Source organism: Pseudomonas sp. LAMO17WK12:I1 (assembly GCF_900177315.1).
In the GTDB taxonomy this organism is placed as follows: domain Bacteria; phylum Pseudomonadota; class Gammaproteobacteria; order Pseudomonadales; family Pseudomonadaceae; genus Aquipseudomonas; species Aquipseudomonas marginalis.
This window is the reverse complement of record NZ_FWZV01000004.1, coordinates 81,138-106,174: the sequence shown is the minus strand read 5'-3', so window position 1 is coordinate 106,174 and position 25,037 is coordinate 81,138. Positions and strand designations below refer to the sequence as shown.

The 25,037-nt window shown below is 60.7% G+C and carries 21 protein-coding genes; 14 read left to right on the top strand and 7 right to left on the bottom strand.

What is annotated here, in order from left to right:
- Positions 1-91: 91 nt before the first annotated feature.
- Positions 92-955: a translation elongation factor Ts gene (tsf, locus tag B9N88_RS08150; RefSeq protein ID WP_027604480.1), complete on the bottom strand. Its 864-nt coding sequence runs from the start codon at positions 953-955 to the stop codon at positions 92-94.
- Between the two features lie 192 nt (positions 956-1,147).
- Positions 1,148-1,885: a 30S ribosomal protein S2 gene (gene rpsB / locus B9N88_RS08145; protein WP_003219330.1), complete on the bottom strand. Its 738-nt coding sequence runs from the start codon at positions 1,883-1,885 to the stop codon at positions 1,148-1,150.
- Positions 1,886-2,272: 387 nt separating this feature from the next.
- Between rpsB and map the strand changes: the two genes are divergently transcribed.
- The 3 genes from map to dapC all read left to right on the top strand — a co-directional run bounded on the left by map (position 2,273) and on the right by dapC (position 7,082).
- Complete coding sequence (gene map / locus B9N88_RS08140) at positions 2,273-3,055, top strand: type I methionyl aminopeptidase (protein WP_012722594.1); 783 nt, start codon at positions 2,273-2,275, stop codon at positions 3,053-3,055.
- Positions 3,056-3,120: 65 nt separating this feature from the next.
- A complete protein-coding gene (locus tag B9N88_RS08135) occupies positions 3,121-5,823 on the top strand; it encodes a [protein-PII] uridylyltransferase (RefSeq protein WP_027604481.1) in 2,703 nt (900 codons plus the stop codon).
- Between the two features lie 59 nt (positions 5,824-5,882).
- Positions 5,883-7,082, top strand: coding sequence for a succinyldiaminopimelate transaminase (gene dapC / locus B9N88_RS08130; protein WP_027604482.1), 1,200 nt, complete (start codon positions 5,883-5,885; stop codon positions 7,080-7,082).
- A gap of 9 nt (positions 7,083-7,091) precedes the next feature.
- Here dapC and B9N88_RS08125 read toward each other — a convergent pair whose 3' ends face one another.
- On the bottom strand, positions 7,092-8,735 hold the full coding sequence (locus B9N88_RS08125) for a Na+/H+ antiporter (protein WP_027604483.1): 1,644 nt from the start codon (positions 8,733-8,735) through the stop codon (positions 7,092-7,094).
- Positions 8,736-9,016: 281 nt separating this feature from the next.
- Here B9N88_RS08125 and B9N88_RS08120 point away from each other — a divergent pair, with 281 nt between their 5' ends.
- The 4 genes from B9N88_RS08120 to B9N88_RS08105 all read left to right on the top strand — a co-directional run bounded on the left by B9N88_RS08120 (position 9,017) and on the right by B9N88_RS08105 (position 12,072).
- Positions 9,017-9,325, top strand: a complete 309-nt coding sequence (locus B9N88_RS08120; protein ID WP_231982825.1) for an arsenate reductase — start codon at positions 9,017-9,019, stop codon at positions 9,323-9,325.
- Positions 9,326-9,357: 32 nt separating this feature from the next.
- Positions 9,358-10,392, top strand: coding sequence for a 2,3,4,5-tetrahydropyridine-2,6-dicarboxylate N-succinyltransferase (gene dapD / locus B9N88_RS08115; RefSeq protein WP_027604485.1), 1,035 nt, complete (start codon positions 9,358-9,360; stop codon positions 10,390-10,392).
- A 64-nt stretch (positions 10,393-10,456) separates the two neighbouring features.
- Positions 10,457-11,662, top strand: coding sequence for an aminotransferase class V-fold PLP-dependent enzyme (locus tag B9N88_RS08110; protein WP_027604486.1), 1,206 nt, complete (start codon positions 10,457-10,459; stop codon positions 11,660-11,662).
- Positions 11,659-12,072 (top strand): SufE family protein, encoded by a 414-nt coding sequence (locus B9N88_RS08105; RefSeq protein WP_027604487.1) that lies wholly within the window; start codon positions 11,659-11,661, stop codon positions 12,070-12,072. The genes B9N88_RS08110 and B9N88_RS08105 overlap by 4 nt, the downstream gene beginning before the upstream one ends.
- 20 nt (positions 12,073-12,092) lie before the next feature.
- On the opposite strand, the gene tcdA is transcribed toward B9N88_RS08105, so the two are convergent.
- Entirely contained in the window at positions 12,093-12,902 is an 810-nt protein-coding gene (gene tcdA / locus B9N88_RS08100) for a tRNA cyclic N6-threonylcarbamoyladenosine(37) synthase TcdA (RefSeq protein ID WP_027604488.1), read from the bottom strand.
- 218 nt (positions 12,903-13,120) lie between these two features.
- Between tcdA and B9N88_RS08095 the strand changes: the two genes are divergently transcribed.
- From B9N88_RS08095 to B9N88_RS08080, 4 genes are all read left to right on the top strand, one after another.
- Complete coding sequence (locus B9N88_RS08095) at positions 13,121-15,712, top strand: glycosyltransferase (protein WP_027604489.1); 2,592 nt, start codon at positions 13,121-13,123, stop codon at positions 15,710-15,712.
- A 111-nt stretch (positions 15,713-15,823) separates the two neighbouring features.
- Complete coding sequence (dapE, locus tag B9N88_RS08090) at positions 15,824-16,975, top strand: succinyl-diaminopimelate desuccinylase (protein ID WP_027604490.1); 1,152 nt, start codon at positions 15,824-15,826, stop codon at positions 16,973-16,975.
- Positions 16,975-17,784, top strand: coding sequence for a putative RNA methyltransferase (locus B9N88_RS08085; protein ID WP_027604491.1), 810 nt, complete (start codon positions 16,975-16,977; stop codon positions 17,782-17,784). Before dapE ends, B9N88_RS08085 begins: the two co-directional genes overlap by 1 nt.
- Positions 17,785-17,838: 54 nt before the next feature.
- A complete protein-coding gene (locus B9N88_RS08080) occupies positions 17,839-18,216 on the top strand; it encodes a hypothetical protein (protein ID WP_027604492.1) in 378 nt (125 codons plus the stop codon).
- 131 nt (positions 18,217-18,347) lie between these two features.
- On the opposite strand, the gene B9N88_RS08075 is transcribed toward B9N88_RS08080, so the two are convergent.
- Complete coding sequence (locus B9N88_RS08075; RefSeq protein WP_017529713.1) at positions 18,348-18,557, bottom strand: cold shock domain-containing protein; 210 nt, start codon at positions 18,555-18,557, stop codon at positions 18,348-18,350.
- A 180-nt stretch (positions 18,558-18,737) separates the two neighbouring features.
- Here B9N88_RS08075 and plsB point away from each other — a divergent pair, with 180 nt between their 5' ends.
- From plsB to B9N88_RS08060, 3 genes are read left to right on the top strand one after another with little or no spacing between them, the layout of a single operon-like run.
- Positions 18,738-21,242: a glycerol-3-phosphate 1-O-acyltransferase PlsB gene (plsB, locus tag B9N88_RS08070; protein ID WP_027604493.1), complete on the top strand. Its 2,505-nt coding sequence runs from the start codon at positions 18,738-18,740 to the stop codon at positions 21,240-21,242.
- A 51-nt stretch (positions 21,243-21,293) separates the two neighbouring features.
- A complete protein-coding gene (locus tag B9N88_RS08065) occupies positions 21,294-21,695 on the top strand; it encodes a YbaY family lipoprotein (protein WP_027604494.1) in 402 nt (133 codons plus the stop codon).
- Positions 21,696-21,717: 22 nt separating this feature from the next.
- Positions 21,718-22,407 carry a DUF4197 domain-containing protein gene (locus tag B9N88_RS08060; protein WP_027604495.1) on the top strand — a complete coding sequence of 230 codons (690 nt, stop codon included), beginning with the start codon at positions 21,718-21,720 and terminating at the stop codon, positions 22,405-22,407.
- Between the two features lie 48 nt (positions 22,408-22,455).
- Here the strand turns inward: B9N88_RS08060 and B9N88_RS08055 are convergent, their stop codons facing one another.
- Positions 22,456-23,820 (bottom strand): Fic family protein, encoded by a 1,365-nt coding sequence (locus B9N88_RS08055; RefSeq protein WP_027604496.1) that lies wholly within the window; start codon positions 23,818-23,820, stop codon positions 22,456-22,458.
- 92 nt (positions 23,821-23,912) lie between these two features.
- Positions 23,913-24,506 (bottom strand): LysE family translocator, encoded by a 594-nt coding sequence (locus B9N88_RS08050; RefSeq protein ID WP_027604497.1) that lies wholly within the window; start codon positions 24,504-24,506, stop codon positions 23,913-23,915.
- Positions 24,507-25,037: the final 531 nt, after the last annotated feature.

Sequence of the window (25,037 nt, the reverse complement as noted above, 5' to 3'; positions counted from 1 at the left end):
AGGGTAAGCCAAATTAAATCGGCCTGCCCATTTGAAAAGAGGCTGCGCGCGTGAGCGGGCAGCCTCTTTCGGGCGACAGTTAAAAACTGTCTTATTGCTTGGCGGCAGCCAGCTGGGCAGCAACTTCTTCAGCGAAGTTGTCGACCGGCTTCTCGATGCCTTCGCCTACCTTGAAGTAAGTGAAGGAAACGATTTCAGCACCGGCTTTCTTGGCCAGTTCGCCAACCTTGATTTCAGGGTTCTTGACGAACGCCTGCTCAACCAGGCTTGCCTCAGCCAGGAACTTGCTGATACGGCCCTTGACCATGTTCTCAACAATGTTTTCTGGCTTGCCTTTGATTTTTTCTTCGTTCAGCTGCAGGAACACAGCTTTTTCACGCTCGATCGCTTCGGCAGAAACTTCCGAAGGCAGCAGGAACTCAGGGTTGCTGGCCGCTACGTGCATAGCGATGTCTTTGGCCAGCTCAACGTTGCCGCCCTTCAGGACCACTGCAACGCCGATCTTGTTGCCGTGCAGGTAACCACCGACGACATCACCTTCAACGCGCACCAGGCGACGGATGTTGACGTTTTCGCCAACCTTGCCGACCAGTACCAGGCGATCAGCTTCTTGAGCGGCGATCAGCGGAGCGACGTCAGTCAGCTTGTCGGCGAACGCTTTTTCAACGCTGGCAGCAACAAATGCCTTGAAGTCGTCCTGCAGGGCCAGGAAGTCGGTCTGGGAGTTCACTTCCAGCAGAACAGCAGATTTGCCGTCTTCTTTCAGAGCGATAGCACCTTCAGCAGCCACGTTGCCTGCTTTCTTGGCAGCCTTGATGGCGCCGGAAGCACGCATGTCATCAATGGCTTTTTCGATGTCGCCGTCAGCCTTTTCCAGGGCTTTCTTGCAATCCATCATGCCTTCGCCGGTACGCTCACGCAGTTCTTTAACCAACGCTGCAGTAATTGCTGCCATTTTCAAATTCCTCTTGGATAGGTTTTCAACCATTCCACCCGATCGAACGGGGGATCAATTCTTCCCGAACCACCCTTGTTAGCCGCTGCACGTTACAGGTGATGTAGCTGCGCTGCTGACAAATGGTTTTCGAGGTGGCAAAAAGGGGGCCAAGCCCCCTTTTTGCTTACTGAGTCAACGCCAGGGCGTCAATTACTCAGCTGCGGCTACCGGAGCTTCTTCAACGAACTGCTCGGTGCCACCAGCAACGTGGTTGCGACCACGGATGACAGCGTCAGCCATCGAACCCATGTACAGCTGGATGGCGCGGATGGCGTCATCGTTGCCTGGGATGATGTAGTCAACGCCTTCCGGGCTGCTGTTGGTATCGACTACGCCGATAACAGGGATGCCCAGCTTGTTGGCTTCGGTGATCGCGATGCGCTCGTGATCAACGTCGATAACGAACAGTGCGTCAGGCAGACCGCCCATGTCCTTGATGCCACCCAGGGAACGATCGAGCTTTTCCAGGTCACGAGTGCGCATCAGCGCTTCTTTCTTGGTCAGCTTGGCGAAAGTACCGTCTTCGGCCTGCACTTCAAGGTCACGCAGACGCTTGATGGAAGCACGGATGGTTTTGAAGTTGGTCAGCATGCCGCCCAACCAGCGGTGATCGACGTACGGCGAACCGCAACGTGCTGCTTCTTCAGCAACGATCTTGCCAGCGGAACGCTTGGTGCCGACGAACAGGATCTTGTTTTTGCCCTGGGCCAGGCGCTCTACGAAAGTCAGAGCTTCGTTGAACATTGGCAGGGTTTTTTCAAGGTTGATGATGTGGATCTTGTTACGCGCGCCGAAAATGTATTTACCCATTTTCGGGTTCCAGTAACGGGTCTGGTGACCGAAGTGCACACCGGCCTTCAGCATATCGCGCATGTTGACTTGGGACATGATAGTTCCTTAATAAGTCGGGTTTGGCCTCCACGTATCCCAATGACCAACCAGCGGCATCAAGGCCTCCGGCACCCAGGTCATCGTGTCGACACGTGTGTGGATTTAAGCTTTTCGGGGTATCCCCGGAAAGCGGCGCATTTTATACCACACGAAGGGCGAAAACGAAACACGCAATCACATTTGGCCTGGGCGACGTGTACGCAAGCCTTTGAATAGAGCCGATATAACCCCATCTGATAGAGAGAAGCGATCGTCGGGGGCTCATGATTTGCCGCCCGCGTCTGTTAGAATCGCGTTTTTTGGCGCTTGTGCGAATTCTGCAACCTTTTGTCGCACGCCCGTAAACCGTATTGATTTCAGCGCATCGCGCTAGAGAGAGCCTGTATGACCGTTAGTTTGAAAACCGCCGAAGACATCGCCGGCATGCGCATTGCCGGCAAACTGGCTGCCGATGTGCTGGAAATGATTGCCGAGCACGTCAAGCCCGGCGTTACCACGGAAACCCTGAACCAGATCTGCCACGACTATATAGTCAATGTGCAGGGCGCCATTCCTGCGCCGCTGAACTACAAGGGCTTCCCCAAGTCGATCTGTACTTCGGTCAATCACGTGGTCTGCCACGGGATTCCGGGCGACAAGCCGTTGAAGGACGGCGACACCCTGAACATCGACGTCACCGTGATCAAGGACCGCTACTTCGGCGACACCAGCCGCATGTTCCACGTCGGCACCGTGCCGGTGTGGGCCGAGCGCCTGTCCCAGGTCACCCAGGAATGCATGTACAAGGCCATCGAGATCGTCAAGCCTGGCTGCCGCCTGGGCGACATCGGTGAAGTGATCCAGAAGCACGCCGAAAAGAACGGTTTCTCGGTAGTGCGCGAATTCTGCGGTCACGGTATCGGTACGGTCTTCCACGAAGAACCGCAGATCCTGCACTACGGCCGCGCCGGCACCGGCATGGAGCTCAAGGCAGGCATGACCTTTACCATCGAGCCGATGATCAACCAGGGCAAGGCCGACACCAAGGTGCTGGGCGACGGCTGGACCGCCATCACCAAGGACCGCAAGCTCTCGGCCCAGTGGGAACATACCCTGCTGGTCACCGAGACCGGCTACGAGATCTTCACCCTGCGCGCCGACGACACGATCCCACGCGTTTCGGCGTGAAGGGCTGCCAAGGTTTTCCCAAACTGTGTTGTGACTGACTGATAGATAGAAAGGAAAGCCGATCAATGCCCCAGGTGGATCCCGAACTCTTCGATCGTGGCCAGTTCCAGGCCGAGCTGGCACTGAAGGCGAGCCCCATCGCCGCATTCAAAAAGGCGATCCGCCAGGCCCGCGAGGTGCTCGACGAGCGCTTTCGCAGCGGCCGGGACATCCGCCGGCTGATCGAAGACCGCGCCTGGTTCGTCGATAACATCCTGCAAAAGGCCTGGGAACAGTTCAGCTGGAGCGAAGACGCCGATATTGCCCTGGTAGCGGTCGGCGGCTACGGTCGTGGCGAGCTGCACCCGTACTCCGACATCGACCTGCTGATCCTGCTGGACAGCGCCGACCATGAGATCTTTCGCGATTCCATCGAGCGCTTTCTGACACTGCTGTGGGACATCGGCCTGGAAGTCGGCCAGAGCGTGCGCTCGGTGGATGAGTGCGCCGAAGAGGCCCGCGCCGACCTGACCGTCATCACCAACCTGATGGAAAGCCGCACCATCGCCGGCCCCGAGCGCCTGCGCCAGCGCATGCTCGAAGTCACCAGCACCGCGCACATGTGGCCGAGCAAGGATTTCTTCCTGGCCAAGCGTGCGGAGCAGAAGGCCCGGCACCACAAGTACAACGACACCGAATACAACCTCGAACCCAACGTCAAAGGCTCGCCGGGCGGGTTGCGCGACATCCAGACGATTCTGTGGGTCGCACGTCGCCAATACGGCACCCTGAACCTGCGCGCCCTGGCCGGAGAAGGCTTCCTGGTGGAGAGCGAAAACGCCCTGCTGGCATCGTCCCAGGAATTCCTGTGGAAAGTGCGCTACGCCCTGCACATGCTCGCCGGGCGCTCCGAAGATCGCCTGCTGTTCGACCACCAGCGCTCCATCGCCACCCTGCTGGGGTTTGAAGGCGAAGACGCGAAGACCAGCATCGAAAGCTTCATGCAGCAGTACTACCGGGTGGTCATGAGCATTGCCCAGCTCAGCGACCTGATCATCCAGCATTTCGAAGAAGTGATCCTCGCTCCGGAAGACGAAGCACCGCCGCAGCCGATCAATTCGCGCTTCCAACTGCACGACGGCTATATCGAGGCACGCAACGACAACGTGTTCCGCCGCACTCCGTTCGCCATGCTGGAAATCTTCGTGCTGATGGCCCAGCAGCCGGAAATCAAGGGCGTACGCGCCGACACCATCCGCCTGCTGCGGGAAAACCGTCACCTGATCGACGATGACTTTCGCAACGACATTCGCAACACCAGCCTGTTTATCGAGCTGTTCAAGTGCAAGATCGGCATCCACCGCAACCTGCGGCGCATGAACCGCTATGGCATCCTCGGGCGTTACCTGCCGGAGTTCGGGTTTATCGTCGGGCAGATGCAGCACGACCTGTTCCACATCTACACCGTGGACGCCCACACCCTCAACCTGATCAAGCACCTGCGCAAGTTGCAGTACACCCAGGTGTCAGAGAAATTCCCGCTGGCCAGCAAGCTCATGGCCAAGCTGCCCAAACCGGAGTTGATCTACCTGGCCGGCCTGTACCACGACATCGGCAAGGGCCGGCATGGCGATCACTCGGAAATCGGCGCAGTCGATGCCGAGGCGTTCTGCCAACGCCACCAGCTGCCGTTGTGGGACAGCCGCCTGATCGTGTGGCTGGTGCAGAACCACCTGGTAATGTCGACCACGGCCCAGCGCAAGGACTTGTCCGACCCGCAGGTGATCCACGACTTCGCCGGGATTGTCGGCGATGAAACCCGCCTCGACTACCTGTACGTGCTGACCGTTTCCGACATCAACGCCACCAACCCGACCCTGTGGAATTCCTGGCGCGCCAGCCTGTTGCGCCAGCTCTACACCGAGACCAAGCGCGCGCTGCGCCGTGGCCTGGAAAACCCGGTGGACCGCGAAGAGCAGATCCGCCGCACCCAAAGCGCCGCCCTGGACATCCTGGTGCGCGGCGGCAACGACCCGGACGACGTCGAGCAACTGTGGTCGCAATTGGGGGACGATTACTTCCTGCGCCACACCGCCGGCGATGTGGCCTGGCACAGTGACGCGATCCTGCAGCAGCCGGCCGATGGCGGCCCGCTGGTGTTGATCAAGGAAACCACCCAGCGCGAATTCGAAGGTGGCACGCAGATCTTCATCTATGCGCCCGACCAGCACGACTTCTTCGCCGTGACCGTGGCGGCCATGGACCAGCTCAACCTGAACATCCACGACGCACGGGTGATCACCTCCAGCAGCCAGTTCACCCTCGACACCTATATCGTGCTCGACACCGAAGGCGAGTCCATCGGCGATAACCCGGCGCGGGTGAAAAAGATCCGCGAAGGCCTGACCGAAGCCCTGCGTAACCCCGACGACTACCCGACGATCATCCAGCGCCGGGTACCGCGTCAGCTCAAGCACTTTGCCTTTGCGCCCCAGGTGACCATTTCCAACGATGCACAGCGCCCGGTGACCGTGCTGGAACTCAGCGCACCGGACAGGCCAGGCCTGCTGGCACGAATCGGCGGCATTTTCCTGGAATTCGATTTGTCACTGCAGAACGCCAAGATTGCGACCCTCGGCGAGCGCGTGGAGGACGTGTTCTTTATTACCGATGCCGATAACCAGCCGCTGTCCGACCCGGAGCTGTGCCTGCGCTTGCAGGCGGCGATCGTGCAGCAGCTGAGCGTGCCCCAGGAACCCGGTGTCGAGCTGACGCGCCTGACGATTTGATACCAGGAGCGGCCTACCGCTCCCCTCCCAGTTTTTAACGCCTTGCACGAGATCCACCGATGAACAACGCCCTGAACCAGCTCCAGCCCTACCCGTTCGAAAAGCTGCGCGCCCTGCTGGGCAGCGTCACGCCGAACCCGGACAAGCGCCCGATCGCGTTGTCCATCGGCGAACCCAAGCACAAATCGCCGCAGTTCGTTGCCGATGCCCTGGCCAACAACCTCGACCAGATGGCGGTCTACCCCACCACCCTGGGCATCCCGGCCCTGCGGGAGGCCATCGGTGCCTGGTGCGAACGCCGCTTCGACGTACCCAAGGGCTGGCTGGATCCGGCGCGCACTATCCTGCCGGTCAACGGCACCCGTGAAGCGCTGTTCGCCTTCACCCAGACCGTGGTCAACCGAGGCGACGACGCGCTGGTGGTCAGCCCGAACCCCTTCTACCAGATCTACGAAGGCGCCGCGTTCCTGGCCGGGGCCAAGCCGCATTACCTGCCATGCCTGGATGAAAACGGCTTCAACCCGGATTTCGACGCGGTATCGCCGGACATCTGGAAACGCTGCCAGATCCTGTTCCTGTGCTCCCCCGGCAACCCGACCGGTGCACTGATCCCGGTCGACACCCTGAAAAAACTCATCGCCCTGGCCGACGAATATGACTTCGTTATCGCCGCCGACGAGTGCTACAGCGAACTGTACTTCGACGAACAAACCCCGCCACCGGGCCTGCTCAGCGCGTGCGTCGAGCTGGGTCGCCAGGACTTCAAGCGTTGCGTGGTGTTCCACAGCCTGTCCAAGCGTTCCAATCTGCCAGGCCTGCGCTCCGGCTTTGTCGCGGGCGACGCCGAGATCCTCAAGGGTTTCCTGCTGTACCGCACTTACCATGGCTGTGCGATGCCGGTGCAAACCCAGCTGGCAAGCATCGCGGCCTGGCAGGACGAGGCCCATGTGCAGGCCAACCGCGACCTGTACCGCGAGAAGTTTGATGCCGTGCTGGCAATCCTCAAGCCGGTGCTGGACGTACAGGCCCCGGACGGCGGCTTCTACCTGTGGCCGAATGTGCAAGGCGATGATGCCGCGTTCTGCCGCGATTTGTTCGTGGAGGAACACGTGACCGTGGTGCCGGGCTCTTACCTGTCCCGGGAAGTGGATGGCGTCAACCCCGGGGCTGGCCGTGTGCGCCTGGCGCTGGTTGCACCGCTGGCCGAGTGTGTGGAAGCGGCCGAGCGGATTCGGGCTTTCATTCAGCGTCGTCGATAGGCAACCGGGTCATTTCATCTGGCCCAGATTCGCCTCACTCATATCCAGCTCCGCCAACACTTCCCTCAAAACGTCATCACCAATTTGGTGATGACGGCTCAAGCTGTGCAACTCCAAGCGTTGCGCACGCAGGGCCTTGAGCCGCAGTTTTCGCTCGAGCAGGTCCATCTGCATCGCGAGCGCCTGGGCTTCGGCTGAGTCGTTGAACACTTCCAACTGATGGCGGTATTCCGACATCAGCCGTGCCTTTAGCTCCGTAGCCAGCGCCGCCTGGGCGGCGTCGGACGTTTCCGAGTCTAAGGGCTCTTCCGCCTCCAGTGCGTGAATCGCTGCCACGGCGGTTTTTTTCCAGGCCTCGCGCACTTCGTTATGGCGCTTTTCGTCCGGACTTTTTTCAACGCCCCGCAAGAGCAGCGGCAGGGCGATGCAGGCGGCGATCAGCGACAGCAGGATCACACCCGCTGCGATAAAGATCAGCAGGTCGCGCTCGGGGAAATCCTGGCCTGGCACCAACAGCAATGGCACCGACATTACACCGGCCAGGGTCACCGCACCGCGCACACCGCCCACGGTCAACAGCCAGCAGGAACGCGCAGTGGGCACCAGGGTCAACTCACTTTTCCCACGCAGTCGCCGGAGCAAACCCGATAGGCGCCAGATGCTCTGCACCCAGATAAAACGCAGCACCACCAACACCAGGAAAATCGCAATCACATCCAGGCAGCGATACAACAAGGTGGGCCACAGCGTCGGCTCATGACTGGCCACGGCCTTGATGATGTCCGGCAATTGCAGGCCCAGCAGCAGGAAGATCAGGCCATTGAAGGCAAACTCCAGCAATGACCAGACACTGCGATTGAGCAGGCGCGTGCTGGTCTGGCGAGGCAGCAGGTCGAGCCAGCTTTGCATCATGCCCGCCGCGACCGCCGACAAGATGCCCGAGGCGCCGAGGCGTTCGGCCAACACGTAGGCCGCAAACGGCAGCAGCAACATGAACACCACATGCGTTGCCGGATCATCCCAGCCCCGGGCAATCATCCAGGCGCGCAGGCGGCCGACCAGCCAACTCAGCGCCACCCCCACCGCCAGGCCGCCCAAGGCCACCAAGACAAAGGTCAGGCTGGCATCGGCCAACGAGAACACACCGGTCAACGCGGCCGCCAAGGCGAACTTGAAGGTCACCAGGCCCGAGGCGTCATTCATCAACGCTTCGCCCTGGAGCATATGCATCAGCGGCGTCGGCAAGCGGTTCTGGGCAATTGCCGACACGGCCACGGCATCGGTGGGCGACAACACGGCCGCCAGGGCGAAGGCCACCGGCAGTGGGATCGTCGGCAATAGCCAATGAATGAAGTAGCCGGCACCGACCACGGTGAACAGCACCAACCCGACGGCGAGTGTCAGGATCGGCCCACGCAGGCGCCACAATTCGCGCTTGGGCATGCGCCAGCCATCGGAGAACAGCAGCGGTGGCAGGAACAGAAACAGGAACAGCTCCGGGTCCAGCGCCACATGCAGTCCCAGCGTGGGCCAGGCCAGCAAGGCGCCGGCGGCAATCTGCACCAGGGGTAACGGCAGGGGGATGACACGCCCGACCAGGCGCGAAACGCTGACCAGCATCAGCAGGATAAGAACGGTGTAGGCGGTTTGCATAACGCGGGTTTCCCGGACGATCGGCTTGCAACGACACACATCAGGCAACAACTGGCCGTTGAAGTGCCATATTACCCGGCTATCTTACCGGCCTATGCTGCGCGCTGGCTTTTGCACAAAAGTCGCACGCTGCTGACGAGCGGCACCCAAAATCTCTGGGCGTGGCATAATCCGTGACCTTTCATTTTCATTGGCACTTGCATCAGTAAAGCAGGGGGGGCAATTCCTTGACCGCTTCAAGCAAAACGTTGCACCTTTACGGCATCAAAGCCTGCGACACCATGAAAAAGGCGCGCACCTGGCTCGACGAGCACGCGGTGAGCTATGAGTTCCACGACTACAAAACGGCCGGTATCGACCGCGAACACTTGACCCAATGGTGCAACGAGCACGGTTGGCAGGTGGTTTTGAACCGTGCGGGCACCACCTTTCGCAAACTCGAAGACGAACGCAAAGCCGATCTCGATCAGTCGAAAGCCATTGAATTGATGCTCGCACAACCTTCGATGATCAAGCGCCCGGTGCTTGATCTCGGCGACAGAACCCTGATTGGCTTCAAGCCAGATAGTTATTCGGCGGCCCTCAAGTAGGCCAGCCCTTCCATTTTTGTAGAGGTAACAGCATGTCCAATTCCCTGTTCAGCCTGGGCTTCGGCGTCGGCACTCAGAACCGCCAAGGTGCTTGGCTGGAAGTGTTTTACGCACAACCCCTGCTCAACCCATCGGCTGAAATCGTTGCCGCCATCGCGCCGATCCTCGGCTACAGCGAAGGCAACCAGGCAATCACCTTCACCGTCGCCCAGGCCCTGCAACTGGCCGACGCGCTCAAAGGCGTCGACGCTACCCAGGCCGCCCTGCTGAGCCGCCTGGCCGAAAGCCACACGCCGCTGGTCGCCACCTTGCTGGCCGAAGACGCCGCACTGACGTCCACCCCGGAGGCCTACCTCAAGCTGCACCTGCTGTCCCATCGCCTGGTCAAGCCGCATGGCCTGAGCCTCGCTGGTGTGTTCCCGCAACTGCCGAACGTGGCGTGGACCAGCCAGGGCGCGATCGACATCAACGAGTTGGCCGAACGCCAACTGGAAGCCCGCCTGCGTGGCGAGTTGCTGGAAGTGTTCTCGGTGGACAAGTTCCCGAAAATGACCGACTACGTGGTGCCGAGCGGCGTGCGTATCGCGGATGCCGCGCGTATCCGCCTGGGTGCCTACGTGGGCGAAGGCACCACCGTGATGCATGAAGGTTTCGTCAACTTCAACGCCGGCACCGAAGGCCCGGGCATGATCGAAGGCCGTGTATCGGCTGGCGTGTTCGTCGGCAAGGGCTCGGACCTGGGCGGCGGTTGCTCGACCATGGGCACCCTGTCGGGCGGCGGCAACATCGTGATCAAGGTCGGCGAAGGCTGCCTGATCGGCGCCAACGCCGGTATCGGTATCCCATTGGGCGACCGCAACACCGTGGAATCGGGCCTGTATGTCACCGCCGGCACCAAGGTTGCGCTGCTGGACGAGTCGAACCAACTGGTCAAGGTGGTCAAGGCCCGTGAGCTGGCCGGCCAACCCGACCTGCTGTTCCGCCGTAACTCCGAGACCGGTGCCGTGGAGTGCAAAACCCACAAATCGGCCATCGAACTGAACGAAGCGCTGCACGCTCACAACTAAGCAGCCACTCGATGCCACTGGCGGGCCCCGACCCTGGGGCCCGCTTATACGAGTCTTGAACACCATGCTTGTGCCCTCCCCCTGGCGCGCCGACTTTCCGGCCATCGCCACCCTGCAACGGCAAGACCAGACTTATCTGGACAACGCCGCGACGACGCAAAAACCCCAGGCCCTGCTGGATGCCATCAGCCATTACTACGCCAATGGCGCCGCCAATGTGCACCGTGCCCAGCATTTGCCGGGTGCCCATGCGACCCAGGCCTTCGAGGACAGTCGCAGCAAGGTTGCGCAGTGGTTGAATGCAGGTGACAGCGGGCAAATCGTGTTCACCCACGGCGCGACGTCAGCGCTGAACCTCCTGGCTTATGGCCTTGAGCACTTATTCAATGCGGGCGATGAGATTGTCATCAGCGCCCTGGAACACCACGCCAACCTGTTGCCGTGGCAGCAACTGGCCAAGCGTCGCGCGCTCACCCTGGTGGTATTGCCTCTCGGCGATGACGGCGTGATCGACCTGCAAGCCGCCGCCGAGTCGATCGGCCCGCGTACACGCCTGCTGGCGGTGAGCCAACTGTCCAACGTGCTTGGCACTTGGCAGCCGCTGCCGGCCTTGCTGGCGTTGGCCCAGGCCCACGGCGCCCTGACCGTGGTCGATGGCGCCCAAGGCATCGTCCACGGCCGCCACGACGTGCAGGCCCTGGGCTGCGACTTCTATGTGTTTTCCAGCCACAAGCTGTACGGTCCGGACGGCGTCGGCGTGCTCTATGGCCGCAACGAGGCCCTGCATCACCTGCGCCATTGGCAATTTGGTGGCGAGATGGTGCAACAGGCTGAGTACCAAAGCGCGAGCTTTCGCCCGGCACCGCTGGGCTTCGAGGCCGGCACCCCGCCGATCGCCGGTGTGATCGGCCTGGGCGCGTCCCTTGACTACCTGAGTTCGCTGGATCAGCACGCGGTGCTCGCCCATGAAGCGGCCCTGCATGACTACCTGTTGCGCGGGCTGAACGCGCGCAATGGCGTCCGTGTGCTGGGGTCGCCGCAGGCGGCGCTGGTCAGTTTTGTGGTCGAGGGCGTGCACAATGCCGACCTCGCACACCTGCTGACCGAGCAAGGCATTGCCGTACGCGCCGGCCATCATTGCGCGATGCCGCTGCTCAAGGCGATGCACTTGTCGGGGGCGATCCGTGTCTCCCTGGCGCTGTATAACGACTCCGATGACCTGGAACGCTTCTTTGAAGCGCTGGACCGGGCGCTGGATATGCTGCGATGAGCCTGCCGGTGGACGCGCAGGCTGCATTGGAAACCTTTCACTCAATCGGCAGTTGGGAGCAACGCGCTCGAATGCTGATGCAGTGGGGTGAGCGCCTGCCCGTATTGGCGGACGAGGAGAAGGTCGATGCCAACCTGGTGCAGGGCTGTGAGAGCCTGGTGTGGTTGGTGGGGCGCTTGCACGATGGCCACTGGCAGTTCGCCGCGAGCAGCGATGCGCGGATGATTCGTGGCTTGGTGGCATTGCTGCTGGCACGGGTCAATGGGTTGTCGACGGACGAGTTGCAGGCGGTCGACTTGCCGGATTGGTTCAATCAGCTGGGGCTTTCCCGTCAACTGTCGCCGTCGCGCAGCAATGGGCTGAATGCAGTCCTGCAGCGCATGCGCGAACTCAGTCATACCCACATTTGAACCGTGTAACGTTCTGAGACTCAGGCGGGCTTGACCCGCTCCGAGGGCCTGCGCACCCCGGCCACAATCTTGTCCACCGCCTTGGTCGCCGCGACCATGCCGAAAGTCGCCGTCACCATCATCACCGCGCCAAACCCGCCGGCGCAGTCCAGCTTCACCCCATCACCGACAAAACTCTTCTGCAGGCAGATGCTGCCATCCGGCTTGGGGTAGCGCAGTTGCTCGGTGGAAAACACGCACGGCACGCTGTAATGGCGGGTCACGGTGCGGGAAAAACCGTAGTCACGGCGCAAGGTGGAGCGCACTTTCGACGCCAAGGGGTCATTAAAGGTGCGGTTCAGGTCACAGACCTGGATCAGCGTCGGGTCGATCTGCCCACCGGCGCCACCGGTGGTGATGATCTGGATCTTGCGGCGCTTGCACCAGGCGATCAGCGCGGCCTTGGCATTGACGGCGTCGATGCAGTCGATCACGCAATCAATGTTGGGCGTGATGTACTCCGCCATGGTGTCGCGGGTGACGAAATCCGCCACCGCATGCACCGTGCAATCCGGGTTGATCGCGCGCAGGCGCTCGGCCATCACCTCGACCTTGGGCTTGCCCACGGTGCTGTCCAAGGCGTGCAACTGGCGGTTGCTGTTGCTGACGCAGACGTCGTCCAGGTCGAACAGCGAAATCTCGCCCACTCCGCAACGGGCCATGGCTTCCGCCGCCCACGAGCCGACGCCGCCGACGCCGACGATCGCCACATGGGCCGCTTTCAAGCGCTCCAGGCCTTCAATGCCATACAAGCGGGCGACGCCTGCAAACCGCGGATCTTCTGTACTCATGACCATTACCCCAAAAACCGGCGCGCATTATAGGACTACGCAGCGACAAGTTTTAAGCTACAAGCTACAAGTTAAGAACTTAGATGTACTTTCGCTGCCCAATGTCCGGTTTTTCTCGGCTTGCTGTACGGTCAGGGAAAGGCCGGTGTAGGATGCGCGCCGTTCGGTGCAGGCCGACACCTCTTTTCGTTCCACACCCTTTGGAACCCGACATAACCATGGCATCGCGTAAATTTGGACTCAACCTGGTGATAGTGCTGGCAATTGCCGCGCTGTTCACCGGCTTCTGGGCGCTGATCAACCGCCCGGTCACTGCTCCCAACTGGCCCGAGCAGATCTCCGGTTTTTCCTACTCGCCGTTCCAGCAAGGCCAGTACCCGCAGAAAAACCAGTACCCCACCGACGAGCAGATGCGTCGCGATCTGGAGATCATGAGCAAGCTGACGGATAACATCCGCACCTACTCGGTCGACGGCACGCTGGGGGACATTCCCAAGCTGGCCGAAGAGTTCGGCCTGCGCGTAACCCTGGGGATCTGGATCAGCCCGGACCTGGAGCGTAACGAGCGCGAAGTCCAGCGCGCCATCGAGATCGCCAACAGCTCGCGCAGTGTCGTGCGGGTTGTGGTCGGTAACGAAGCCCTGTTCCGTGAAGAGATAACCCCTGAAGCGCTGATTGTGCTGCTGGACCGAGTGCGCGCCGCCGTGAAAGTCCCGGTGACGACCTCCGAGCAATGGCATATCTGGGAAAAGAACCCGCAACTGGCCAAGCACGTCGACCTGATCGCCGCGCACATCCTGCCGTTCTGGGAATACATCCCGATGGACAAGGCCGGCCAGTACGTACTCGACCGCGCCAGGGACCTGAAGAAACTGTTCCCGAAAAAGCCGCTGCTGTTGTCGGAAGTGGGCTGGCCAAGTAACGGCCGTATGCGCGGCGGGAATGAAACGTCCCCCGCAGACCAGGCCATTTACCTGCGTACGCTGGTGAACAAGCTGAACCGCCAGGGCTACAACTACTTCGTGATCGAGGCCTTCGACCAGCCGTGGAAGGTCAGCGACGAAGGCTCGGCCGGCGCGTATTGGGGCGTCTACAACGCCGCGCGCCAGCAGAAATTCAACTTCGAAGGGCCGGTGGTGGCAATCCCGCAGTGGCGCGTCCTGGCGATCGGCTCGGTGGTGCTCGCCTTGCTGTCCCTGACCCTGCTGATGATCGACGGCTCATCCCTGCGCCAGCGTGGCCGCACCTTCCTGACTTTTATCGCGTTCCTCTGCGGTTCCGTACTGGTGTGGATCGGCTACGACTACAGCCAGCAATACAGCACCTGGTTCAGCGTGACCGTCGGCATCTTGTTGGCCCTGGGTGCACTGGGCGTATTCATTGTGTTGCTGACCGAAGCCCACGAACTGGCGGAAGCGGTATGGACCCACAAGCGCCGGCGTGAATTCCTGCCGGTGGAAGGGGAATCGGACTACCGCCCGAAAGTGTCGATCCATGTGCCGTGCTACAACGAGCCGCCAGAGATGGTCAAACAGACCCTCGACGCCCTGGCCGCCCTCGATTACCCGGACTACGAAGTCCTGATCATCGACAACAACACCAAGGACCCGGCGGTATGGGAACCGGTGCGCGACTACTGCGAAACCCTGGGCCCGCGCTTCAAGTTTTTCCACGTCGCCCCCCTGGCCGGTTTCAAGGGCGGTGCACTGAACTACCTGATCCCGCACACCGCCAAGGATGCCGAAGTGATCGCGGTGATCGACTCGGACTACTGCGTGTCGCCGAACTGGCTCAAGCACATGGTGCCGCACTTCGCCGACCCGAAAATCGCCGTGGTGCAGTCGCCGCAGGACTACCGCGACCAGAACGAAAGCACCTTCAAGAAGCTCTGCTACGCCGAATACAAAGGCTTCTTCCATATCGGCATGGTCACCCGTAACGACCGCGACGCGATCATCCAGCACGGCACCATGACCATGACCCGTCGCTCGGTGCTCGAGGAACTGGGCTGGGCCGACTGGTGCATCTGCGAAGACGCCGAACTGGGCCTGCGGGTATTCGAGAAAGGCCTGTCGGCGGCGTACTACCACGACAGCTACGGCAAGGGCCTGATGCCGGATACCTTTATCGACTTCAAGAAACAGCGTTTCCGCTGGGCCTATGGCGCGATCCAGATCATCAAGCGCCACACCGCCAGCCTGTTGCGTGGCAAGGACACCGAGCTGACCCGTGGCCAGCGCTACCACTTCCTCGCGGGCTGGTTGCCGTGGGTGGCGGACGGCATGAACATCTTCTTCACCGTCGGCGCGCTGTTGTGGTCGGCGGCGATGATCATCGTGCCGACGCGGGTCGACCCGCCGCTGTTGATTTTCGCGATCCCGCCGTTGGCGTTATTCGTGTTCAAGGTGGGCAAGATCATCTTCCTCTACCGCCGCGCGGTAGGTGTGAACCTCAAGGATGCATTCTGCGCCGCCCTGGCTGGCCTGGCGTTGTCCCACACCATCGCCAAGGCGGTGCTGTATGGCTTCTTCACCACCAGCATTCCGTTCTTTCGTACACCGAAAAACGCGGATAACCACGGCTTCTGGGTAGCGATTTCCGAAGCCCGCGAAGAAATGTTCATCATGCTGCTGTTGTGGGGCGCGGCGCTGGGGATCTACCTGGTGCAGGGCCTGCCGAGCAATGACATACGTTTCTGGGTGGTGATGCTGCTGGTGCAATCGCTGCCGTATGTGGCGGCGTTGATCATGGCGTTCCTGTCGTCGCTGCCGAAACCGGCCGTGGCACCTGAGCCTGCACCTGTGGCTTAAAAACTTGCGCAATGCACTAAACGGCGGCCTCTGGCCGCCGTTTTGCTATAAGATAACGGCCGTTTTGTCCGCCCGCCCTGCTCTTCCAGACATGTTTCCCGGAGTTTTCCCATGACGGCCCATGCCGACCTTTCGCCGACCCTTCAACTTGCCATCGACCTGATCCGTCGTCCCTCGGTCACGCCGATCGACGCCGATTGCCAGAAGCTGATGATGCAGCGCCTGGGCGACGCCGGTTTTGCGCTGGAGCCGATGCGCATCGAGGACGTGGACAACTTCTGGGCCACCCATGGCAAGCATGACGGCCCGGTGCTGTGCTTCGCCGGCCACACCGACGTGGTCCCCACCGGTCCGGTGCAAGCCTGGCAGAACGACCCGTTCGACGCCTTGATCGACGAAAACGGCATGCTCTGCGGGCGTGGCGCGGCCGACATGAAGGGCAGCCTGGCCGCCATGCTGGTGGCGGCCGAGCGCTTCGTCAGCGACTACCCGGACCACAAGGGCTCGGTCGCTTTCCTGATCACCAGCGATGAAGAAGGCCCGGCGCACCATGGCACCAAGGCCGTGATCGAACGCCTGGCTGCGCGCAAGGAGCGCCTGGACTGGTGCATCGTCGGCGAACCGTCGAGCACCACCCTGGTAGGTGACGTGGTCAAGAACGGCCGTCGCGGCTCCCTCGGTGCCACCCTGACCGTGCGCGGCGTACAGGGCCATGTGGCCTACCCGCACCTGGCGAAGAACCCGATCCACCTGGCCGCACCGGCCCTGGCCGAACTGGCCGCCGAGCACTGGGACAACGGCAACGCCTTCTTCCCGCCGACCAGCTTCCAGATCTCCAACCTCAACTCTGGCACCGGCGCCACCAACGTGATTCCGGGTGACCTGACGGCGGTGTTCAACTTCCGTTTTTCCACCGAATCCACGGTCGAAGGCCTGCAACAGCGCGTTGCGGCGATTCTCGACAAGCATGGCCTGGACTGGCATGTGGAGTGGGCGCTGTCTGGCCTGCCGTTCCTCACCGAGCCGGGCGCGTTGCTCGATGCGGTGTCGGCCAGCATCAAGGCGATCACCGGGCGTGAGACCCAGGCCTCCACCAGTGGCGGTACCTCCGATGGGCGCTTCATTGCGACCCTCGGCACCCAGGTGGTCGAGTTGGGCCCGGTGAACGCGACGATCCACCAGGTCAACGAGCGGATCCTGGCCAGCGACCTCGATGTGCTGACTGAAATCTATTACCAGACCCTGATCAAGTTGCTCGCCTGATGCTGGCCTGCCCGATTTGCAGCGCCCCGCTCAACGCGGTGGACAATGGCGTGGCGTGCCCGGCCGGGCACCGTTTCGACCGCGCGCGCCAGGGTTACCTGAACCTGCTGCCGGTGCAGCACAAGAACAGCCGCGACCCGGGCGACAACCTGGCGATGGTCGAGGCGCGCCGTGACTTTCTCAACGCCGGGCACTACGCCCCGGTGGCCAGGCGCCTGGCCGAGCTGGCCGCCGAACGCGCACCGCAGCGCTGGGTGGACATCGGTTGCGGCGAGGGTTACTACACCGCGCAAATCGCCGCGGCCCTGCCCCATGCCGATGGCTACGCCCTGGACATTTCCAAGGAAGCGGTCAAGCGCGCGTGCAAACGCGACCCGGCGCTGACCTGGTTGATCGCCAGCATGGCCCGCGTGCCGTTGGCCGACGCCAGCTGCCAGTTCCTCGCCAGTGTGTTCAGCCCGTTGGATTGGCAAGAGGCCAAGCGCCTGCTCAGTCCCGGCGGCGGCCTGATGAAGGTCGGCCCGACCAGCGGCCACCTGATGGAACTGCGCGAGCGCCTGTACGACGAAGTGCGCGAGTACACCGACGACAAGCACCTGGCCCTGGTGCCGGACGGCATGAGCCTGGCCCACAGTGAAACCCTGGAATTCAAGTTAAGCCTGGCCGAGCCCCAGGACCGCGCCAACCTGCTGGCCATGACCCCCCACGGCTGGCGCGCCAGTGCCGAACGCCGTGCCGAGGTGATCGAGGCGGCCGAGCCGCTGCTGGTCACGGTATCGATGCGCTACGATTATTTCGTGCTTCAATAACCGACTTTTAACCATCCGCGAATGGATTTTCGAATCCCGCAACGAGGAATATCCATGCGCCAACCCGATATCGAGATTTACCTGAAGGACGCCGACGTCGACTACAAGGCCATCGCCGCCTGGCTGGGCGCTGCCCTGGGCCCTTGCAGCGACTGGGTCCAGCGTGGCCAGACCTACAAGTGCAAGGCCGGCAATGTGCCGGTCACCTGGCTGCCGAAAGCCGTAGGCAAGTGGAACAGCCTGTACCTGGAAAGTGACCAGACGCCGTGGGAAGACGACATTGCCTGCGCCCGCGCTGCGTTTGCTGCGCTGAAAGTGGAAGTGCGCTGCGCACCGGGGAGCTGGGTCGAGGAAGAAGGTGAGGAAAGCGCCGACACCTGGATTCGCATCAGCGCGGACGGTGAAGAGCAGATCACCTGGAAAACTGCCTGAGCCTGAACTGTTAACCCAATCAAATGTGGGAGGGGGCTTGCCCCCGATAGCGGTGTATCAGCCAATGTATTCAGTGACTGACACTCTGCCATCGGGAGCAAGCCCCCTCCCACATGGGTTCAGTGGTGAACTTACAGACCGACCACATCCTCCGCCTGCAACCCCTTCTCGCCGCTTACCACGGCGTATTCCACCTGCTGGCCCTCGGCCAACGAACGGTGGCCGTCGCCGCGAATGGCGCGGTAGTGCACAAACACATCCTTGCCATCTTCACGCTGGATAAAGCCATAGCCCTTGGCGTCGTTGAACCACTTCACATTGCCTGTCTCGCGCGTTGCCATCTGTTCACTCCCACTTGATTGTTATTGTTGAGCCGATCGCGTTGAACTGCCGAGTATAAGACAGGCTCAAAAACGATCAACTCAAGTTTACATCGCTGCTTTTTTGCCGATTTTCGGCGAATACGGCACACTACCCGCCCGAGCGCCTGCTCGGTTTTTCCCACTTGAAGCAGCTCGCCTATGACCCGCTCCCCGTTCCGCCGTCTGGTGTTTGGCACCTTGCGCCGACTGTTGTACCTCTGGGTTCGCTCGGAGACGATCAACCAGTCGTCCCTTACCCTCAACCTGGACCGCAGCCGGCCGGTGTTTTACGTCCTGCAATCGCCCTCCCTCACCGAATTGGCCGTGGTCGATGCCGAGTGCACCAAGGCCGGCCTGCCGCGCCCGGTACTGCCGGTATCGGTAGGCCCGCTGATGGAACCCGCGGCGTTCTTCTACCTCACGCCCGAGCCGGACTGGCTGGGGCGCCAGGACAAGCGCGGCGCGCCGCCGACCCTGACCCGCCTGGTCAACACCCTCAGCGAACACGCCGAAGAGAATGCACAAATCATTCCGGTCAGCGTGTTCTGGGGACAAACCCCTGCGAGCGAGTCCAGCCCGTGGAAACTGCTGTTTGCCGACAGCTGGGCGGTCACCGGGCGTCTACGCCGGTTGTTGAGCATCCTGATCCTGGGGCGCAAGACCCGCGTGCAATTCTCCGCGCCCATCAACCTGCGTGAATTGATCGAGCACAATAAAGGCCACGAACGCACCGTGCGCATGGCCCAACGCATCCTGCGCGTGCACTTTCGTAACCTGAAGACGGCGGTGATCGGCCCCGATTTGTCCCACCGGCGCAATCTGGTGAAAGGCCTGGTCAACATGCCGCTGGTGCGCCAGGCCATCCTTGACGAAGCCGAGCGGGAAAAAATCAGCCCGGAAAAAGCCAAGGCCCTGGCCCTGCGCTACGGCAACGAGATCGCCTCGGACTACACCTACACCGCGATCCGCTTCCTGGAAGTGGTGTTGAGCTGGTTCTGGAACAAGATCTACGACGGCATCAAGGTCAATAACATCGAGGGCGTGCAACAGGTTGCCCAGGGCTACGAGGTGATTTATGTGCCTTGCCACCGCAGCCATATCGACTACCTGCTGCTGTCCTACCTGCTGTTCAAGAACGGCCTGACCCCGCCGCATATCGCCGCCGGCATCAACCTGAACATGCCGGTGATCGGCAGCCTGTTGCGCCGTGGCGGTGCGTTTTTCATGCGCCGCACCTTCAAGGGCAACCCGCTGTACACCTCGGTGTTCAACGAATACCTGCACACCTTGTTCACCAAGGGCTTCCCGGTGGAGTACTTCGTCGAAGGCGGACGCTCGCGCACCGGCCGCATGCTGCAGCCGAAGACCGGGATGCTGGCGATTACGCTGCGCAGTTTCCTGCGCTCCTCGCGCATGCCGATCGTGTTCGTGCCGGTGTATATCGGCTATGAGCGCGTGCTCGAAGGCCGCACCTACCTCGGTGAGCTGCGGGGTGCGAGCAAGAAGAAAGAGTCGATCTTCGATATTTTCAAAGTGGTCGGCGCGCTCAAGCAGCGCTTTGGCCAGGTCGCGGTCAACTTCGGCGAGCCGATCAAGCTGGCCGAGTTCCTCGACGCCGAGCAACCGGACTGGCGCACCCAGGAACTGGGCCCGAACTACAAACCGGCCTGGCTCAACGAAACCACCAATCGCCTCGGCGAACAGGTGGCCCGCCACTTGAACGAAGCGGCCGCCGTGAACCCGGTGAACCTGGTGGCCCTGGCGCTGCTGTCGACCACGCGCCTGGCCCTGGATGAACAGGCCATGGCCCGCCAGTTGGACCTGTACCTGGCGCTGCTGCGCCGCGTGCCTTATTCGCCCCACACCACCTTGCCCGAAGGCGACGGCCTGGCGCTGATCAAGCACGTCAAGGACATGGACCTGCTGTCGGAACAGAGCGATGCCTTGGGCAAGATTCTGTACCTGGACGAGCAGAACGCCGTCCTGATGACCTACTACCGCAACAACGTGCTGCACATCTTCGCCCTGCCGGCGCTGCTGGCCAGCTTCTTCCAGAGCAGCTCACGGATGAGCCGCGAGCAGATCCTGCGCTATACCCACGCGCTGTACCCGTACCTGCAATCGGAGCTGTTTATCCGCTGGTCGCTGGAAGAGCTGGATACGGTGGTCGATCAATGGCTGGACGCGTTCGTCGAACAGGGCCTGCTGCGCTTCGAAAACAACGTGTACCTGCGCCCCGCACCGAGCTCGCGGCACTTCGTGCTGCTGACCCTGCTGTCCAAGACCATCGCCCAGACCCTGCAACGCTTCTACATGGCGATCTCGCTGCTGCTCAACAGCGGCCAGAACAGCATCAGCGCCGAAGAACTGGAAGACCTGTGCACGATCATGGCCCAGCGCCTGTCGATCCTGCATGGCCTCAACGCCCCGGAATTCTTCGACAAGAGCCTTTTCCGACATTTCATCCAGACCTTGCTGGAACAAGATGTGCTGCGCCGCGACGAGGCCGGCAAGTTGAGCTACCACGACCTGCTCGGCGAACTGGCCGAAGGTGCGGCCAAGCGCGTGTTGCCCGCGGAGATTCGCTTGTCGATCCGCCAGGTGGCCTTGCACCGTGTGGATGGCGCAGCCGAAGCGCCGGTGGAAGCGGAAGAAACACGCTAGATTGAACAAGGCGCCAGTTGGATGCTGGCGCCGTTGAAAAGGAGCTGCACCATGAAAAAAATCATTCTCCTGGGTCTCACCGCCCTGCTCGGAGCCTGCCAATCCATGCATCCAGCGCCCAAGGCCAGCCTCGACGGCGAGGTGTTCTACCTGCAACGCATTGCCCTGCCGCCCGCCGCCACCTTGAGCGTGAGCCTGCAGGACGTGTCCCTGGCGGATGCGCCCGCGGTGACGCTGGCCGAGCAGAAAGGCCCGGTCAAAGGCCAGGTGCCGCTGCCGTTTCACCTGACCTACGACCCCGCACAGGTCAAGCCAGGCCACAGTTATTCGGTGAGCGCTCGCATCGAGCTGGACGGCAAGCTACTGTTTATCACCACCGAACGGCACACGGTGCAGCTCAACGGCCAGGATCCACAGCCGCTGCGCGTGCGCGTGAACGCCGTAGCACCCTGAACTCGAACATAAGGAAGCGCCCATGCTCCGCAACTCCCTTCGCCTCACTGCCCTGTGTGCCGGCCTGCTGCTCGGCGCCAATGCCGTGGCCCTGGACCTCAGTAGCCTGTCCCAGGGCGACGCCAGCGGCGGCCTCAAGGACGCCCTGACCCAAGGCGCACAGATCGCCGTGAAACAACTGGGTGTACCCGGTGGTTTCAGCAACAACCCTGAAGTGAAGATCGGCCTGCCGGGCAAGCTGGGCAAAGTCGCCGACAAGCTGAAAATGTTCGGCATGGGTGACCAGGTCACGCAGTTGGAAGACAGCATGAACAAAGCCGCTGAAACCGCCGTGACCCAGGCCCAGCCGATCCTGGTCAACGCGGTGAAGAACATGAGCGTGACCGACGCCAAGGGCATCCTCAGCGGCGGCCAGGACTCCGCCACCCAGTACCTGAACAAGAGCAGTCGCGAACAGATCCGCGCCAAGTTCCTGCCGATCGTCAAGGCCGCCACCGACAAGGTGGGCGTGGCCCAGCAGTACAACGCCCTGGCAGGCAAGGCCGCCGCGTTTGGCGCCGTGGATGCCAAGAGCGCCAACGTCGAAAGCTACGTGACCGAACAGGCGCTGGATGGTTTGTTCAAGATGATTGCGCAGCAGGAAGAGACGATTCGCAAGAACCCGACGGCGGCGGCCACCAGTCTGGCGAAGAAGGTGTTTGGCGCCTTGTAATAGCTATGATGCCCACGTTTCAGCGAGACGTGGGCATCGGGAAGCCGCTCAATGAGAAGTCTTTAACCAGTTCTTTTGTATTTCTGCTTGGTCTCGCATTGAAAAGAACCATTCGCGGCCAACCTTCTTTTTGACAAATATATTCAAGTCGACAAGACCGTTCAGCACGGCCGATGCCGTATTGTAAGAACAGCCTAGATTTTCCTTCACATTGACGGCGGTGAACTGTTTGGCGGTACCGCTCTTGGCGACCTGAAATACCGTCTTTTGTTTCTCATTCAGTTCCTTATAAAGTCCTGACTCCCACAACCAATGCTCAAACGCCTCGGCCTCTCGGACACTTATCTCGTAAGACTGCTTAAATCCATCAACTGCGCGTTGCACGATGGAGCACTGATAGTCGATGAAGTAAGTCAGATCGAGTTCATCCGTCTCCGTATACAGATAAGACATACCGTATTGAACAGCCGCATTCTTCAGCAAGACACTGATGGAGATATACCTGAATGCCGCGTAATCGCTTTTAAACATGAACCAATAAAACAACGCACGCGCAACACGACCATTGCCATCCCGAAAGGGATGCTCGTAACCCAAGGCAAAGTGCAGAGAAATGCCTTTGATCAGTGGATGCAGGTAGCGGGTGGCCGTAGCATCGTCGTGACAAGTATTGATCCAATCAGCCAACCGCTCCAGCCGAGTGATGATCCCTTCTGCAGGAGGTGGCGAATGCACAACATTGCCATCGCCATCCTGGACAACCACCTCATCGTTTAAACGAAAGCTGCCAGGAGAATATTTATCATCGTCAATGCCCTGAACACCTACTTCGTGCATGTCCGCGATCAACTCCACACTTAGCGGCTCGTTTCTCTTATCCCAAGCGAAACGCATCATTCGGTAATTGCCGATGATCATTTTTTCATCTGGCGTTCTGGGCAGTCGCTCTCGCTTCAACATATCTTTTGCAACGAGCGTCGTGGTTGCCGCGCCCTCCAACTGGCTGCTACTGATGGCCTCATCTTCGATCAGGTCGTTGAGCAAATACTTTATATGAGCAGCCTTCCCGACCTTGCTGCTCATGTACTCAAGTGCGGCAGTCGAGGCATACCTGTCGACCGTGGAGACCACGCGTTGTGCGGTTGGCGTTAATACAAAGTTGCACCAGACCTCAGGCGTACCTACGGGCACTATTTGCTGATACAGACGGGAGCGCTCGGACTTTACGATCCCCCAACATATCGCTGGATCCAAGTGCTGAGGAAAACGGTGGCGTAGCTGATCAAAGTGCAAATAGCGGCCCCGACTGTCTGTTGGCTGAGACAGCTTCATATAGTCAGATAGATGCTGAAGATGGGGCTCCTGGCCAATGAGAACAAAAACCCGTTCCGGCACCTTGGGTGGCAGTTTAATCATCAAAATCTCAATTTTTGATTTCTGAGACTTGAGTACAGCAGAAAACCCCACCTATCTCAATAACCACGAAAATTGAGACATGCCTTTCTTCAATGCAATACCGACTCAGCCAATCGCCCCACCGTCAACGTTGCAAAGCCCCCCATGGCCAGCGCCGTCGCACGGTTGATCTTCAAGGGTGTCAGCCAGGCTTTTTGCAGCCCTTCGAAGCGACTGCCGAATACGATCCACGCAGACCCTACCGGTATCACCACCAATGCCAGTGTGGCCATGAACCCGGCATAGCCTTGCCATGCGGCAAAGGTACCGGCCGGCGCAATGAACGACACGATCAACAGCCCCTTGGGGTTCATCAGCGTCAACCAGAAGAAACTCAACCCACTGAGGCGGTCACGGCCAGGGTCGTCGGTGCTGTTTTTGCGTTGCCAGAGCTTGTACGAGACATACAGCAGGTATCCGGCCGCCGCCAATTGCGTGAACTTCGACGCCCAAGGCGAATAGGCCGCCAGGTAGAGCAGTGCAACACCCCATATCGAAACCTGAAGCACGTAAGCCAGGCACTCGACAAATGCCAACCACCAGGACGCACGATAGCCAAACAATACGCCGGCACGAAACAGCAAGGTATTGGTGGGACCGGGGGCGAGCAGTAGCAACATCAGGGCTGGAATGCAGGCGAACATGCAGGTTTTCCTCAAGAGTGACGACCCAAAGTCGTTCCACCCATCGAAACTGACGCGTCAACATGGATGGCCCGGCGACAGTGGCCAACATCAAACCCGCGAAGTCTACTGCAAGTACCCGCAAGATGCCCTCACCGGGAGGGCATGCAGATTCGTTCCAGCGGTTAAACCAGATAACTACAGGAAAGCGCCCACGACAAAAGTCGTCGTTGTTGCCACGCCATAACCAATACTCATGGGCGGCTCGGCCGAACGCATTGAACAAGGGAGTGGCCTCGTGGGACTGGGCTCAGGCCAGCAAGGGCTAGGCGGTTTTGCGTAGCAAGGCCGGGGCGGCGGCGGGCAAGGCCGGGGTGGCGGCTCTTGCGGGCAAGGACCGCTTACCGGGGGTCTTTGAGGCATGCACAGCGCAGCAAAAAAGTTCTTGAGGGGGCAAAGAGACATAAAGTATTCCTTAAGTCCAAAGAGATGAGTCCATTTACCGTTGTCGTCAACAACTGACATCGACAAATCCATACCTGTGATCAGGTA

Bases quoted from the DNA above. Each gene is read 5' to 3' on its own strand.
- tsf (WP_027604480.1), bottom strand. From the start codon at position 955: ATGGCAGCAATTACTGCAGCGTTGGTTAAAGAACTGCGTGAGCGTACC.
- rpsB (WP_003219330.1), bottom strand. From the start codon at position 1,885: ATGTCCCAAGTCAACATGCGCGATATGCTGAAGGCCGGTGTGCACTTC.
- map (WP_012722594.1), top strand. From the start codon at position 2,273: ATGACCGTTAGTTTGAAAACCGCCGAAGACATCGCCGGCATGCGCATT.
- B9N88_RS08135 (WP_027604481.1), top strand. From the start codon at position 3,121: ATGCCCCAGGTGGATCCCGAACTCTTCGATCGTGGCCAGTTCCAGGCC.
- dapC (WP_027604482.1), top strand. From the start codon at position 5,883: ATGAACAACGCCCTGAACCAGCTCCAGCCCTACCCGTTCGAAAAGCTG.
- B9N88_RS08125 (WP_027604483.1), bottom strand. From the start codon at position 8,735: ATGCAAACCGCCTACACCGTTCTTATCCTGCTGATGCTGGTCAGCGTT.
- B9N88_RS08120 (WP_231982825.1), top strand. From the start codon at position 9,017: ATGAAAAAGGCGCGCACCTGGCTCGACGAGCACGCGGTGAGCTATGAG.
- dapD (WP_027604485.1), top strand. From the start codon at position 9,358: ATGTCCAATTCCCTGTTCAGCCTGGGCTTCGGCGTCGGCACTCAGAAC.
- B9N88_RS08110 (WP_027604486.1), top strand. From the start codon at position 10,457: ATGCTTGTGCCCTCCCCCTGGCGCGCCGACTTTCCGGCCATCGCCACC.
- B9N88_RS08105 (WP_027604487.1), top strand. From the start codon at position 11,659: ATGAGCCTGCCGGTGGACGCGCAGGCTGCATTGGAAACCTTTCACTCA.
- tcdA (WP_027604488.1), bottom strand. From the start codon at position 12,902: ATGAGTACAGAAGATCCGCGGTTTGCAGGCGTCGCCCGCTTGTATGGC.
- B9N88_RS08095 (WP_027604489.1), top strand. From the start codon at position 13,121: ATGGCATCGCGTAAATTTGGACTCAACCTGGTGATAGTGCTGGCAATT.
- dapE (WP_027604490.1), top strand. From the start codon at position 15,824: ATGACGGCCCATGCCGACCTTTCGCCGACCCTTCAACTTGCCATCGAC.
- B9N88_RS08085 (WP_027604491.1), top strand. From the start codon at position 16,975: ATGCTGGCCTGCCCGATTTGCAGCGCCCCGCTCAACGCGGTGGACAAT.
- B9N88_RS08080 (WP_027604492.1), top strand. From the start codon at position 17,839: ATGCGCCAACCCGATATCGAGATTTACCTGAAGGACGCCGACGTCGAC.
- B9N88_RS08075 (WP_017529713.1), bottom strand. From the start codon at position 18,557: ATGGCAACGCGCGAGACAGGCAATGTGAAGTGGTTCAACGACGCCAAG.
- plsB (WP_027604493.1), top strand. From the start codon at position 18,738: ATGACCCGCTCCCCGTTCCGCCGTCTGGTGTTTGGCACCTTGCGCCGA.
- B9N88_RS08065 (WP_027604494.1), top strand. From the start codon at position 21,294: ATGAAAAAAATCATTCTCCTGGGTCTCACCGCCCTGCTCGGAGCCTGC.
- B9N88_RS08060 (WP_027604495.1), top strand. From the start codon at position 21,718: ATGCTCCGCAACTCCCTTCGCCTCACTGCCCTGTGTGCCGGCCTGCTG.
- B9N88_RS08050 (WP_027604497.1), bottom strand. From the start codon at position 24,506: ATGTTCGCCTGCATTCCAGCCCTGATGTTGCTACTGCTCGCCCCCGGT.